The following is a 12,455-nucleotide window of genomic DNA, read 5'->3' on the forward strand; positions in this document are numbered from 1 at the left end:
GATGATAGTTGAAGACCTCGATATCTACCTGGAAGACCACGGACTGCCTTGCACCTGCAAGGCAATCAACTTTCTGGGGATCAAAGATTCGGGTGACGACAATATTGCCAGCAGCGGTATAAACGCACAGGTCAATATGGTGTCGCTGCTGGTCAAGACCAGCGACGTCATCAAGGCAGGCATCAAGCACGGTGTTGTCATCCTGGTGGATGGCGTGGCCTATTCGGCCCGCAATCCTGCCAGGCTTGACGATGGCGCATTTTCATCCATCCCTATCACCTTGGTGCCAATATGAGTAGCATTGCAGAGCAAATCCTGACTGCAGCGGTCGCAGCCTTGACCATCAGGACACCAGCCAGCGACCGGGTTTATCGTTCCCGGTCGCTGGCCCTGGCGCGTGACGAGGCCCCGGCCATTGTCGTGCGGCCTGCCAATGAAGACAGCAATGTCTTTAGCGCCGGTGTCGATGACAACGTCCTAACCATGTTGGTCGAAGTGTATGTGCGTGGCGATCCCTTCGACCAGGTAGCCGACCCGATAGTAACGTCTGCTCATGCCGTCCTGCTGCGCGACCCTGGCCTGCGTTCCCTGGTGACCCAGATACGCAAGAAGGAAAAGACCTGGGACGGGCAGGAGGCCGACGACACAGCAGGCTTTGTCTCAACCAAGTATGAGCTGCGCTACCTCTCTGCTGCCAACGATCTGACCGTTGCTGTTTGAGCTGTCACCCCGTTTTATTACTCTTATTTAAAGGACATAACCATGCGCCATTTTGGTAGTGGTACTCTCTTATCGACACCCATACAGGATGCGGCTGGCAATGCTTATGCTGTGCCTTCGCCCTTCCAGTTCGGTATCGCCCAGGACATAGGCGTCGATGCCTCATTCGATGACAAACTGCTCTATGGCCGAAACAGCTTCCCTGTTGACCAGGGTCGCGGCAAGGGCAAGATCGGCATCAAAGTCAAGTTTGCCAATATCAACATCCTGCCTTTTTCGACTTCGTTCTTTGGACAGTCGGCAATCGCTGGTCTGATTGATACTGTCATCGACGAAGTGGGCGTGGTATGCGCTGCGACTGTTTCAGTTGCTCCTGCAGGTGGCGCCACCTTCTTTGCAAATATGGGCGTTCGCCTGGACGCAAACGGCACACCGATGATACGTGTAGCTGCTGCACCTGTTGCGGGCGAATATACGACAGACGGCGCTGGTAGTTACACGTTTGCGGCTGCAGACGTGGGCAAGACGATCTTCATTGATTATCAGACCACGTCAGCCACGGGCGGCAAGATACTCACTTTGCGCAATATGGCAATGGGGCAATCGCCGACTTTCCGCATTGACTTGGCGATGCGTCGTAATGGCAAGGTACTGACACTGACCTTCCCGAAAGTGACATCGAGCAAGCTGGCGCTGTCCACCAAGCAGGAAGACTTCCTGATCCCTGAACTCGATATGTCCGCCATCGCAGACGATGCCGGTAATGTCTGGAAATGGAGTGCATCAGAATGAGCGCCGTTAAAGTACCAGGTAAGGAAATCGAGCTGGGCGGCAAGTTGTTGGTTCTCGCGCCACTCAATGCGGCGACAGCCAAGCAATACCGCGAGCAGATCAAAGCGGTGTTTGTCGGTGCTATGCCAGACATTGAGCTGGTGTCTGCGCTTGCTCATGCAAGCCTGCAGCGTAATTATCCCGACATCACTGCCGAGCAGGTCGATGAATTTATCGACTTCGGCAATCTGTTTGAAGTATGGGAAAACCTGCTCAATGTTTCCGGCCTTGTAGTCCAGGCGGGAAACATGGTGCGGAGGGTGCAGGAACAGGCAGCGCAACTGGGCTAGATGACGCCATAGCGCACATTGTTGCAAGCACCGGCTGCACTCCGCAGCAAGCCTGGAGCGATTGGGACATCCCGTCGATCCAGGCTCAAAACAAGTACTGGCGGCTGCACCCGCCTTTACATCTGCTGGTTTGCGCTTATCTCGGCTATGAGCCACCCCCTGACGAGATAGCAGAGTCTAAGCAAGACAGCAAAGACGATTTACTTTCTATGTTCCCTGTGCCTGTCGGCTTGGTCTGACAGGCTTTTTTTTGGAGTTTCCATGTCTGGCGATAAGTCAACCGAATATGAAGTAAGCGCAAATCCGGGGCCGTTTGTAGCGGGCATGGAAAAAGTGCAGACGTCTGCACAAAAAACAGCAAAGGATATCGAGTCGAGTTTTAAAGCGATTGAAGGCTCGATGCAGCAAGTGGGTAATGCATTCAAGAGCGTCACCAGCTTGTTTGGCACACTCACTGCTGTCATTGCAGGCGGCAAGGCATTTAAGGAAATCATTGGCGCATCCAATGAATGGACTGGCGAAGCCAAGAAGCTATCGATGCAACTGGGCATCACGACCGAGCGGGCCAGCGTGGCAATGGTCGCCATGCGCCACATGGGCCTTGACTCTGAAATGGTGTCAATGGCTGCGGGCAAGATGGCCAAGCAGATCGCCACCAACGGCCACGCCTTTGAGACTTTGGGTGTCAAGGTCAAGGATGCAAATGGCGAATACCGCCCCACGCTGGACATCATGGGCGAGGTCAATGCCAAGCTGAAAGACATCAAAAACCCGATTGAACAGAACATCGCCGGTACTCAGGCTTACGGTAAGTCCTGGAACGACGTTAAAGCCACGCTCAAGCTGACGACTGAAGAGATCGCAAAGGCAGAGCAAAAAACCAAAGACATGGGCCTGCTGGTCGGTGAGGAAGCGGTCGCCCAGACCAAGAAGTATAAAGAGTCGATTAACGACATGAAGCTGATCATGACCTCGCTGGAAGTGCAGATGGGTAACGCTCTGCTGCCAGCATTCGTCAAGATAGGCGGCTGGCTCAGCAACGTGGGGCCAGCAGTCGGCAAGGCGATGGGGCTGGTGATGGAATCCCTGGGCAACATTATGGAGACGGTCGGCGATGTCGTCATGGACTTGTGGGGCATGTGCAAGAGCGGCTTTGCTGAGATAGGTAACATCGTCAGCGAGGTGATGGGCGGGAGCGCACCAGGTGCAATGGAAATTTTCGGCAATGCCCTGAAGGTGATCGAGATAGCTTTCGTCGCTTTCAAGACTGCAATTAACCTGGTGATAGAAATCATCAAGGGCTACATCGAAATACTGGTAGTGCATGCCATGCGTATGGCCGACACCGTGGACAAGGCATTACATGGCGATTTTTCCGGGGCAAAGGCTGCATGGCAACGTGGCACACAAGACATTGAAGACATCGCAGCCAGGCACGCGAAGAAAATGGTCGAGATTGCCAGTGCAGGCAAAGACAAGATTGACGACATCGTTATGCGCGGCCCAAAGGCACAGCCTGAAATCAAAGACAAGAAAATCACAGGTGGCCCGACCTATGACTTCAGCGGCCCGGACAAGGACGCCAAAGCAAAAAGCCGGATGCATGAATGGGAAGCCAAGCTGGGCGCGGACAAGGACGGCTACGCCAAAGAACAAGAGCTTGCGGGTACTGCCCATGAGTTCAGCCATGCAATGGAGCTGGCTTATTGGAAGCGCGTTCTCGACACGGTCAAGATGTCGAAAGAGGAGCGTGCCCAGGTCGAGAAAAAATACTATGCAGAGAAGGCCCTGATCCGCAAGGAAGCTTTTGAAGCAGAGATGGCAGGGGAAAAATCCAACCTTGAAAACTTCAAACACAACCACGTCGAACGGCTGGCGATTGCCGAACGTATGTATAAGGCTAACGTGGCGCGGTATGGTGCGGAAAGCAAAGAAGCCCGCGCAGCCTATGCCGACATCAACAAAGAACACAGGGCGATGGCCGAGCAGCAGCTTTCTACCAATAAGGTAATCGGAGAATCCAGTCGTAATGCTGCGCTGGCTGGCATTGATGCTGAAGAGCAGGCGGCAGAATTTGAATTGGCTACGCACAGATTAACTGCTGAAGAGTTGCTGCAATTGCAGGAAGGGTATGAAAACAGGCGTTATCAGATCAAGCTGCAGGCTCTGCAAGAGCAGGAGAAATTAATGCACGGGCCGGATGAAGACCCGGTGGCACTAGCACAAATGCACTTGCAAATGGAGTCGCTTGAACAGCAACATCAACAGCGGCTGTCCATGATCAAAGATAAAGCTGCAAAGGAGGAAAGAAAGAATATTGACGGTATGTACACCAGCATTAAATCTGGTATAGCCAGCGTCATTTCGCAAACCTTGCACGGAACCTTGACATTAAAAGGGATGCTAACTGGCATGTTCCAGGCAGTCACGAATGCCATTATTGATATGCTAGCGAAACAAGCAGCTGAAATAGCTATGGACTTTGCTATGAAGCGGATACTTGGCAAGGCGGGAGCAGTTAGTGCAGTTACCGCCAATGCTGCAGTGACAGGCTCTGCAGCGTTCGCATCGATAGCTGCTATCCCAATCATAGGCCCTGCGATGGCTCCTGCAGCGGCGGCGGCAGCGATGGCTGGTGCAATGTCCTTTGTACCTATCGCTGCATCGGCAGCAGGCGGTTATGACATCCCCGGTGGTTTAAATCCAGTAGTCCAGACCCATGCCCGCGAGATGATTTTGCCTGCCAAGTACGCCGACCTGATCCGCTCGATGTCCGACCAGGGCGCAGGCGGTAACACCAACACAGGCCACACAATCAACTATCACGATAATTCTGGTCGCTTGAGTCAGGATGAAATCAGGCGCAATGCAAAAACGATTGCGGACGTTTTGAAGGACCACACAAAGAGATCATGAGCGACTTAAAATTTCCCGATTTACCAGGCATTACCTGGCAGGTAGGCTGGCAACCCTCGTTCAATACCAAGATACAAACGGCTGTCAGCGGCAAAGAATACCGGGCCAGCCTGATGGCTAACCCGATTTACAAGCTGACATTGAACTATGAATTTTTGCGTCATGGTGCGAGAAACGAATTAAGGCAGATCGTCGGCTTGTTCCTGCAAATGCGCGGGGCGTTTGATAACTTCCTGTACAAGTTCCCAGACGACAGCAGTGTCACTGACCAGCTAATCGGGGTAGGTGACAGCAAGACCAAGTCCTTCCAACTGGCGCGAAGCTTCGGCTCTGCATTTAGTGAGCCAGTGCAAAACATCGATGTCGTGACTAACATCAAGGTGGCCGGGGTCCTGAAGGCGGGCGGCTACACAGTGTCAGAGAGTGGCCTGGTGACGTTCGCAGCAGCCCCGACCGGGGATGTTACCTGGTCTGGCTCCTACTTCTACCGGGTCCGCTTTGAGCAGGACAACCAGGAGTATGAGCAGTTCATGAAGGACTTATGGTCGGCCAAGAAGGTCCAGCTCCTCGGCAGTCTTGGGAGGCGTATATGAGAGCAGCCAGCGAACAGCTTATCGCGTTGCTCAACAGCCAGCGTTTTGTTACCTGCAACCTGTTCACCTTCACGCTGATCACCGGCGTGGAATATCGCTGGACAGATGCCGATGTCGATATCCCGGTGGGTGAGCATGTCTTCAGCAGCTCAGGCCCGGCCATCAGCGGGGCCAAGTACCGTCTGGTGCGCGGCATGCAGGTAAGTGACCTGCAGCTTACTGTCCTGGTCAAGCTGACCGACCTTATCGTCGGCGTGCCATGGTTCCTGGCCACCCGGTCTGGTGCGCTCAAAAACTGCCATGTCCGCATCGATAAGGCGTTTATGTCTGCCTGGGGCAAGCCAGCAGAAAGCCTGGTGATTTTTGAAGGGGATGTGACAGAGAGCTATGACACCGACCAGGAAGTGATGCTGACCGTCGCCTCAGATGCAAAGCGGCTAAACACCAGCATCCCCCGGCAGATATTCCAACCTGGCTGCATGCGCACTCTGTACGACTCTGGCTGCAAGGTCGATAAGGCGGCATACAGTTTTGAAGGCACAGCCACCACAGTGCCTAACCGGCACAGCTTCACCACCAGCCTGGGCCAGCCCGACAACTACTTTGCTTTCGGTGAAATCATCTTCACCAGCGGCGATAACAGCGGTGTTCGGCGCTCGGTCAAGGGCTTTGTAGCAAACAAGATCGAGCTGTCCTACCCGTTGACGTTTGACCTGCAGGAGGGCGACACCTTCACGATCCGCGCCGGTTGCGACCGCACCAGGGGCGAGAACGGCTGCGCCAAGTTCGCCAACGTTGACAATTTTCAGGGCACACCATACGTGCCACCACCGGAGTCTGCAATATGAGTCTGACCAATGAGCAACGGGCGGCGATAGTGGCCGAGGCATTGACCTGGTCAAACACCCCGTATCACCACCAGGCCAGCGTCAAGGGCGCGGGCGTGGACTGCATCATGCTGATCGTGGAAGTGTACAAGGCATGCGACCTGCTGCCTCCTGAGCTGGACCCACGGCCATACACTATGGACTGGCATTTGCACAGGAACGATGAAGTGTACCTGGGAGGCGTCGAGCAGTTCTCAGAGCCGACAGATACGCCTTTACCCGGTGATGTGGTGCTGTTCCAGTTTGGGCGCTGTGTCAGCCACGGCGCTCTGGTCATTGAATGGCCCCTGGTCATCCATGCGTATCAAGAAAATCGCTTTGTCGTGCAGACGGACGTTAGCAAGAGCGATGCTCTAATGTCCCGGCTGCGCGGCTTTTATACTTTGAAAGGATAGTTATGTCTGGTCTGTTCGGCGGTGGCCAGGTGCAAAGCTCGACCCCTGTTATCTCTTCAATGCAGATACAGACATCCTGCTATGGTCGTCCAGTTCCCTGGGTGTTTGGTCAGCAACGGATTGCGCCTAACCTGATTCATTACGACGACTTTACCGCCATACCTCACACCCACAGTCAAAGTGGTGGCAAGGGTGGCGGCGGTAACGATACGACCGACTATTCCTATTCGGTGGCGCTGCTGCTGGCGCTGGGGTCTGGTGAAATCACTAGTATTGGGCGCACCTGGAAAGACAAGAAGCAATCCACACTGGCCGACCTGAAGCTTGATTTTTACAACGGGTCAGCCACCCAGGCGGCATACCCGTATTTCGTGACTAAGCACCCAGAAAAGGCACTGCCTTATCGCGGCCTGGCTTATGTTGCCTCTGGTGCTTATGACCTCGGTACATCGGCCACCCTGGGCAATCATACGTTTGAAGTGCAAGCCCCCGGCAGTATCAGTTCAAAGTTTCAAGGCAGCGAGGTACATGATGCTGACATTGTGGATGTCATCACGGCCATATTGACAGATACGAATCAGGGCATAGGCTTGCCGACAGAATCGGTGGGAGATCTGGAGCAGTTCAGGACCTACTGCTTGGCGAATAGCCTGTGGGTCAGCCCGGCATACAATGAGCAGCGGGGAGCGTTTGACTATATCCGCAACCTGCTGACGATAGGCTTTGCTGATGCCGTTTATTCTGGTGGCGTGTTCAAGATTGTCCCGTACTCAGATGTCCCGGCCACCAGCACGCTTGCCACCTATGACCCGGTGCTTACGCCCCTAGAGCTGACAGAGGATGATTTTCTGACTGGTGGCGGCGAGATTATCAAGATCAGCCAAAAGCCCAGCGATGAGGCGTACAACAAGGTGCAGGTCAAGTTCGCCGACCGCGCCAACGATTACAACGACAACATCGCAACGGCCAGCGACGATGCCGACATCGAGCTGCACGGCCTGCGGGCCAAGGACGTGGTCGAGCTGCATGAGATTGCCGATGCTGCCGTGGCTCAAAAGGTGGCCGACTTCATCCTGGCCCGGTCGCTGTACGTCTTGAATACCTATGAATTTCGGCTGTCTTGGAAGCATGCCCGCATCGAGCCGATGGACGTGCTGCTGCTGACCTACGCGCCTAAGTACCTGGATCAAACCCCGGTGCTGGTCGTCGAGGTCAACGAAAGCGAAGATGGCGTGTTAAGCATCCTCGCAGAAGATTACCCGATGGGGGCGAACCGCAGCAGCACCAAGCCTGTACCAGGAACAGGCAGCACGAACATTAACTATGCTGTGCAGCCAGGTGATGCCAATGCGCCGGTGATGTTTGAACCACCGGCCCGCCTAACCAACAACACCCCGCAGATATGGCTTGCCACTTCAGGCGGGCAGAACTGGGGCGGCTGCGTTGTCTGGGCTTCGACCGACGACACCACTTATCAGAAAATAGGCAGCGTCAAAGGCAGCGCCGTGCATGGCGTTTTATCTGCTGCACTGCCTGTAGGAGCTGCACACGATGCAGTAAACGCACTGAGCGTCGATTTGAGCGTATCCAAGGGGGTTTTGAAGCATGGGACCAGTCAGGCAGCGCAAGACTTGCTGACAGCCTGTTACGTGGACGGTGAATACATCGCCTATAGCAATGAAACATTAACCGGCGCGAATGCCTACCGATTGACAGGGCTGGAGCGCGGAGCGTATGGCGTGGACATTGCTGCCCATGCCTCCGGTGGCAAGTTTGTATTTCTGGATGCAAGCGTCTTTAAGTACAACTACCCCAGGGAATGGTCAGGTAAAACCATCTGGATCAAGCTGGCCAGCTACAATCAATTCGGTAACAGCGTGCAGGACCTGTCGAAAGTCACGGCTTACCAGCACACCATCAACGGTGCGCCGGTGACGCTTGCCACGACCCTGCGCACTTCGCCTCTGGTGTTTGGTATCCGTGTCGATTGGACGCTGCCACCAGGTAGTGCAGATTACTTGCAGGCCACCGAGTTGTGGTACAGCGCAAGCCAGAGCCGGGCTAATGCTACCTTGCTGGTGAGCCTGGCAAGTCCCCAGGCTAGCCATACGCTGACTGGCCTCAAGGCTGGCCAGATACTGTATTTCTGGATTCGCTTCAAAGACAAGCTGGGCAATATCGGCAATTTCTACCCGACCGGTAACGGTGTTATGGGTCAGTCGAGCATTGATGCAGATCAGATACTTGACTACCTGACCGGGCAGATTGGCAAGACCCAGTTAGCGATTGAGCTGCTGACACCGATAGAAAAGATCAAGCAGATTGATCTGCTGCAAAAGCAGGTTTTCGACATACAGAGCACGGTGTTTGAAATCCCCGCAGGCGCGGACTTAAAGGAGATGATCGCCCAGCAAGCTGACCTGGCCAGCAAGAGTGATGCCCTGGCGGCGACCCAGCTTATCGCGCTGGCCAGCGCCGACAAGTCGCTTTCAGCAGCCCGGACGCAGCTTATATCGCGCCTGGCTGATGCCAAGGCCAGCATCGTGGACCTGCAAGTTTCCCTGGTCGATAAAACGCAGTCGCTATCGCGTGACATCACTACGGTGCAGAGCCAGTTCGCCGGTAACCTTGCCCTGGTCCAGTCAGCACAAAACACGCTGACGACCAAGACTAATGCGATGGCCACCAAGATCGATACGGTGGAAGCCACGGTGGGGCAGAACAGTGCGGCCATCCAGACCGAGGCCACGGCGAGGGCGTCTGCAGATGCTGCTCAGGCGCAGACTGTCACCACACTGCAGGCGTCGGTCAATAACAGCCTGGCGATTATCCAGACGACGCAAACCACCCAGGCAACGGCCACCACGGCACTGGCAACGCGCATCGATACTCTGCAAGCATCGGTCGGGGCAAACAGCGCATTGATACAGAACGAACAGACTGCAAGGGTCAACAGTGAGGCAAGCATCGCTCAAAGCATCACGACGCTGCAGACGTCGTTCGGTGCTGCAAATGCTGCAATACAGTCGGAAGCGTCGGCGAGGTCTGATGCGGTCGGGGCAGTATCACGGCGCATCGATACGATAGAGGCCACGGCTAATGGCGCGTCGTCTTCTGTGCAGACTGTCAGCACGGCGGTGTCAACGATGAGCGGCAGCTTGTCGGCGATGCACACGATCAAGACGCAGGTAACTGCAGGCGGTCGTACTTACCTGGCTGGTATTGGTGTAGGGGTGAGCAACGAGACCGGCATAGTTGAATCGCAGATACTGCTTTCAGCAAACCGGGTGGCAATCATAGATGACTCAAGCGGCTCTCTGTCTGTTCCATTTGTAGTGCAGGGCGGGCAGACTTTTATCCGTGACACCTTCATTGCCAATGCCACGATCACCAGCGCCAAGATTGCAAACCTGTCTGTGAAGTCGGCGCACATTGACGACTTGACGGTCGGCGAGAACAAGATCACCGGCAACTCGGTGACGGAGGCCGACGACTTTCAGTCTGGTGCATCAGATGGGACCAGCTTTGTAGTGACTGCCACTTCTAAAGTCGTGATTGTTGCGTCGTATATGGCTAACTATATTGGGGAGGGAGCAAGGGGGCATTTCAGTTTTGGTGTGCGCGGGCAGTTCGTCACAGACGTGGCTGTGTCTTTTTACACGTCAGGCGGTGCATCTACTGTCAGTATTTCCGGCACGCTGCCTGCAGGGACTTATCAGCTCCAGGTGTCGGCAGGGCAGTTGACTGACGCGCAAATTTTGAGGTGTTTTATTTTGAAGGTGAAAAAATGACAGAGAACGGCGAGGTGTCTTTCTATGACCAGACCGGGCGCATCACGATGACTGGTGCGCTTTCGCCTGCGACACTGGCGCACTATGATTCGATAGGGGCGACGTATGTGGCAGGTATTTACGATACAAACCTGTGTTTTGTCCAGGGCGGGGCGTTGGTGGCTCGGCCAGAATCGCCGGTGATTCTTGTGGGCTTCGAGCTGGTGGACGTGCATGTCGGCTCAGTGGTCTGCATCAACAAGAGCAAGTATGTGGCCGAGTCCGATACGGTGCATTTAAGCCTGACGTATCCGGGCGACTACGATGTGACGGTGCTGGATTTTCCGTATCAAGATGCTGTGTTCAAGGTGACGAAGACATGATTATTCAGCACACAGAAGACTACCAGGCCCTGCGTAAAGCAGCGTATCCACCTGTCGAGCAGTTGGGTGACGCGCTGTACTGGCAAAGCCGTGGCGACAATACAAAAATGGAGGCGTATCTCGCAGCCTGCGAAGCAGTAAAGCAGAAGTACCCAAAGCCAGACTAAAGCACCACACCACCCGCAAAGCCGCTCATAGCGGCTTTTTTTACGTCCATTGAAAAGGAAACATCATGATTTATGCAGGCATCCAACACGACGCTACAGACCAGACAACCGGCGCACCAGCAGCATTTCATGTGGTCGGCACCTATACCGTCGATCTGCGCAGCAAGCTGACCGTCGCGGTCATCCTGGCCTTCTTTAACCAGGCCACCTACAGCGCTAGTAAAAACCCCCTGTTCCAGACGACTGCAACGATCAAGGCCGTGCCACCCCGCGACATGGACCCGGTCACCTGGATTTATGAGCACCTGGTGCAGACCGTCGAGGGTGAAACCAACAGCAGCAACATCTTTGCCGATGCAGTCCTGATCGATGCCGAGGTATAAGCATGAGCTGGTATAAAACGGGCTTAGTCGCTCTCACAAACGGCAGCAACATTGTCGCCGGCACGGGAACCGACTTTATCAGTAATGTGCGGGCGGGCAGCATATTCGCAGGGCCTGACGGTAAGTTTTACGAAGTTGCGGCGGTGGCCAGTTCGGTATCGTTGGCGCTGGCGCTGCCCTATGCAGGCGTGTCTGCAGTGCTGGCGACTTACGCCATCGTGCCGACTCAGGGCTATATAGCCGACCTGGCCAAGTCGGCCACTGACCTGCTGAATACCTTCGGTGCATTTCGCGATGCTTACGTGTCCGGGGCGCTGAACGGCAAAGGTCTGGAGTTAAAAGGAATTTTGGCCGGGCCTGGGAACCTGCCAGCAAATCCGGCAAGTGGCGATGCTTACCTGGTCGGTTACAGCATCTATGTCTGGAGTGGCACGGCGTGGACCTCCTCGTCGATCCGGGGCGCAACCGGCGACAAGGGAGACAAGGGCGATACGGGCAGCATCACGCCTGAGCTGCAGGCGCTGCGCGACTCTGCCCTGGCTGCATCACAAACGGCTGCGCAAACAGCAAGCACCTTAAACGCGGCTCTTACGGCGTTTTCTAAGGTCTTCCTGGGCAATCACCCCAATGACCCGACCACAGACGCCCAGGGTGCGGCATTGCTGGAAGGTGCGGAATACTACAACACCACCACCCGCAAGCTGCGGCTCTATAGCAATGGCGGTTGGGCCGACTTTGACGGCGCTGTGCAACTGGCGACAGGTAACGCGGCGCTAAGTGCCACGAATGCAGCGGCCAGCGCCACCAACGCGGCCAGGTCTGAGTCAGCAGCACACGACTCTGAGCAGATCGCTACGGCCAAGGCGGCATCGATCAGCACCACCCTGACGGCAGTCACCGGGCAAAAGGATATCGCAGTCGCTAAAGCCACCGAGGCGCAAGGCTATGCCGGTGCGGCTGCGGCAAGCGCCTTGCTGGCCCAGCAGGCAGCGCAAGCAGTTGTCACCGGCAATGTCATTACCTCGGTGAATGGCAAAGTCGGCGCTGTCGTTCTTAAAACCACAGACCTGGCCGATTACGTCGACCCGGTAGGTCTCGCTATCGTCTTCGGGAGTTAAGT

13 protein-coding genes are annotated in these 12,455 nt (G+C 55.2%); all 13 read left to right on the top strand.

Annotation, left to right across the window (positions count from 1 at the left end):
• Window position 1 precedes the first annotated feature (1 nt).
• The 13 genes from ACO0LG_RS22630 (at window position 2) to ACO0LG_RS22690 (ending at window position 12,453) form a co-directional block, all read left to right on the top strand.
• Window positions 2–295 carry a hypothetical protein gene (locus tag ACO0LG_RS22630; protein WP_423029808.1) on the top strand — a complete coding sequence of 98 codons (294 nt, stop codon included), beginning with the start codon at window positions 2–4 and terminating at the stop codon, window positions 293–295.
• Window positions 292–720, top strand: a complete 429-nt coding sequence (locus ACO0LG_RS22635) for a hypothetical protein (RefSeq protein WP_423029809.1) — start codon at window positions 292–294, stop codon at window positions 718–720. Before ACO0LG_RS22630 ends, ACO0LG_RS22635 begins: the two co-directional genes overlap by 4 nt.
• A 42-nt stretch (window positions 721–762) precedes the next feature.
• Window positions 763–1,512 (top strand): hypothetical protein, encoded by a 750-nt coding sequence (locus ACO0LG_RS22640; protein WP_423029810.1) that lies wholly within the window; start codon window positions 763–765, stop codon window positions 1,510–1,512.
• Window positions 1,509–1,841 (top strand): hypothetical protein, encoded by a 333-nt coding sequence (locus ACO0LG_RS22645; RefSeq protein WP_423029811.1) that lies wholly within the window; start codon window positions 1,509–1,511, stop codon window positions 1,839–1,841. Before ACO0LG_RS22640 ends, ACO0LG_RS22645 begins: the two co-directional genes overlap by 4 nt.
• A gap of 261 nt (window positions 1,842–2,102) precedes the next feature.
• The gene (locus ACO0LG_RS22650; protein ID WP_423029812.1) at window positions 2,103–4,757 is read left to right on the top strand and encodes a hypothetical protein; all 2,655 of its coding nucleotides are present in this window, start codon (window positions 2,103–2,105) and stop codon (window positions 4,755–4,757) included.
• Complete coding sequence (locus ACO0LG_RS22655) at window positions 4,754–5,350, top strand: DUF2460 domain-containing protein (protein ID WP_423029813.1); 597 nt, start codon at window positions 4,754–4,756, stop codon at window positions 5,348–5,350. Before ACO0LG_RS22650 ends, ACO0LG_RS22655 begins: the two co-directional genes overlap by 4 nt.
• On the top strand, window positions 5,347–6,198 hold the full coding sequence (locus ACO0LG_RS22660; RefSeq protein ID WP_423029814.1) for a DUF2163 domain-containing protein: 852 nt from the start codon (window positions 5,347–5,349) through the stop codon (window positions 6,196–6,198). Before ACO0LG_RS22655 ends, ACO0LG_RS22660 begins: the two co-directional genes overlap by 4 nt.
• Window positions 6,195–6,632 (top strand): NlpC/P60 family protein, encoded by a 438-nt coding sequence (locus tag ACO0LG_RS22665; protein ID WP_423029815.1) that lies wholly within the window; start codon window positions 6,195–6,197, stop codon window positions 6,630–6,632. Before ACO0LG_RS22660 ends, ACO0LG_RS22665 begins: the two co-directional genes overlap by 4 nt.
• A gap of 2 nt (window positions 6,633–6,634) precedes the next feature.
• Complete coding sequence (locus tag ACO0LG_RS22670; protein WP_423029816.1) at window positions 6,635–10,423, top strand: phage tail tip fiber protein; 3,789 nt, start codon at window positions 6,635–6,637, stop codon at window positions 10,421–10,423.
• Window positions 10,420–10,785 (top strand): hypothetical protein, encoded by a 366-nt coding sequence (locus ACO0LG_RS22675; protein WP_423029817.1) that lies wholly within the window; start codon window positions 10,420–10,422, stop codon window positions 10,783–10,785. The genes ACO0LG_RS22670 and ACO0LG_RS22675 overlap by 4 nt, the downstream gene beginning before the upstream one ends.
• Window positions 10,782–10,952: a hypothetical protein gene (locus ACO0LG_RS22680; protein ID WP_423029818.1), complete on the top strand. Its 171-nt coding sequence runs from the start codon at window positions 10,782–10,784 to the stop codon at window positions 10,950–10,952. The genes ACO0LG_RS22675 and ACO0LG_RS22680 overlap by 4 nt, the downstream gene beginning before the upstream one ends.
• A 65-nt stretch (window positions 10,953–11,017) precedes the next feature.
• Complete coding sequence (locus ACO0LG_RS22685) at window positions 11,018–11,335, top strand: hypothetical protein (protein WP_423029819.1); 318 nt, start codon at window positions 11,018–11,020, stop codon at window positions 11,333–11,335.
• 2 nt (window positions 11,336–11,337) lie between these two features.
• On the top strand, window positions 11,338–12,453 hold the full coding sequence (locus ACO0LG_RS22690; RefSeq protein WP_423029820.1) for a hypothetical protein: 1,116 nt from the start codon (window positions 11,338–11,340) through the stop codon (window positions 12,451–12,453).
• Window positions 12,454–12,455: the final 2 nt, after the last annotated feature.

It is taken from the genome of Undibacterium sp. Ji42W (genome assembly GCF_049340405.1).
Lineage (GTDB): Bacteria > Pseudomonadota > Gammaproteobacteria > Burkholderiales > Burkholderiaceae_D > Undibacterium.

Coding starts and splice junctions, on each gene's coding strand:
- ACO0LG_RS22690 (WP_423029820.1), top strand. CDS start 11,338: ATGAGCTGGTATAAAACGGGCTTAGTCGCTCTCACAAACGGCAGCAAC.
- ACO0LG_RS22680 (WP_423029818.1), top strand. CDS start 10,782: ATGATTATTCAGCACACAGAAGACTACCAGGCCCTGCGTAAAGCAGCG.
- ACO0LG_RS22630 (WP_423029808.1), top strand. CDS start 2: ATGATAGTTGAAGACCTCGATATCTACCTGGAAGACCACGGACTGCCT.
- ACO0LG_RS22665 (WP_423029815.1), top strand. CDS start 6,195: ATGAGTCTGACCAATGAGCAACGGGCGGCGATAGTGGCCGAGGCATTG.
- ACO0LG_RS22675 (WP_423029817.1), top strand. CDS start 10,420: ATGACAGAGAACGGCGAGGTGTCTTTCTATGACCAGACCGGGCGCATC.
- ACO0LG_RS22660 (WP_423029814.1), top strand. CDS start 5,347: ATGAGAGCAGCCAGCGAACAGCTTATCGCGTTGCTCAACAGCCAGCGT.
- ACO0LG_RS22640 (WP_423029810.1), top strand. CDS start 763: ATGCGCCATTTTGGTAGTGGTACTCTCTTATCGACACCCATACAGGAT.
- ACO0LG_RS22685 (WP_423029819.1), top strand. CDS start 11,018: ATGATTTATGCAGGCATCCAACACGACGCTACAGACCAGACAACCGGC.
- ACO0LG_RS22650 (WP_423029812.1), top strand. CDS start 2,103: ATGTCTGGCGATAAGTCAACCGAATATGAAGTAAGCGCAAATCCGGGG.
- ACO0LG_RS22670 (WP_423029816.1), top strand. CDS start 6,635: ATGTCTGGTCTGTTCGGCGGTGGCCAGGTGCAAAGCTCGACCCCTGTT.
- ACO0LG_RS22645 (WP_423029811.1), top strand. CDS start 1,509: ATGAGCGCCGTTAAAGTACCAGGTAAGGAAATCGAGCTGGGCGGCAAG.
- ACO0LG_RS22635 (WP_423029809.1), top strand. CDS start 292: ATGAGTAGCATTGCAGAGCAAATCCTGACTGCAGCGGTCGCAGCCTTG.
- ACO0LG_RS22655 (WP_423029813.1), top strand. CDS start 4,754: ATGAGCGACTTAAAATTTCCCGATTTACCAGGCATTACCTGGCAGGTA.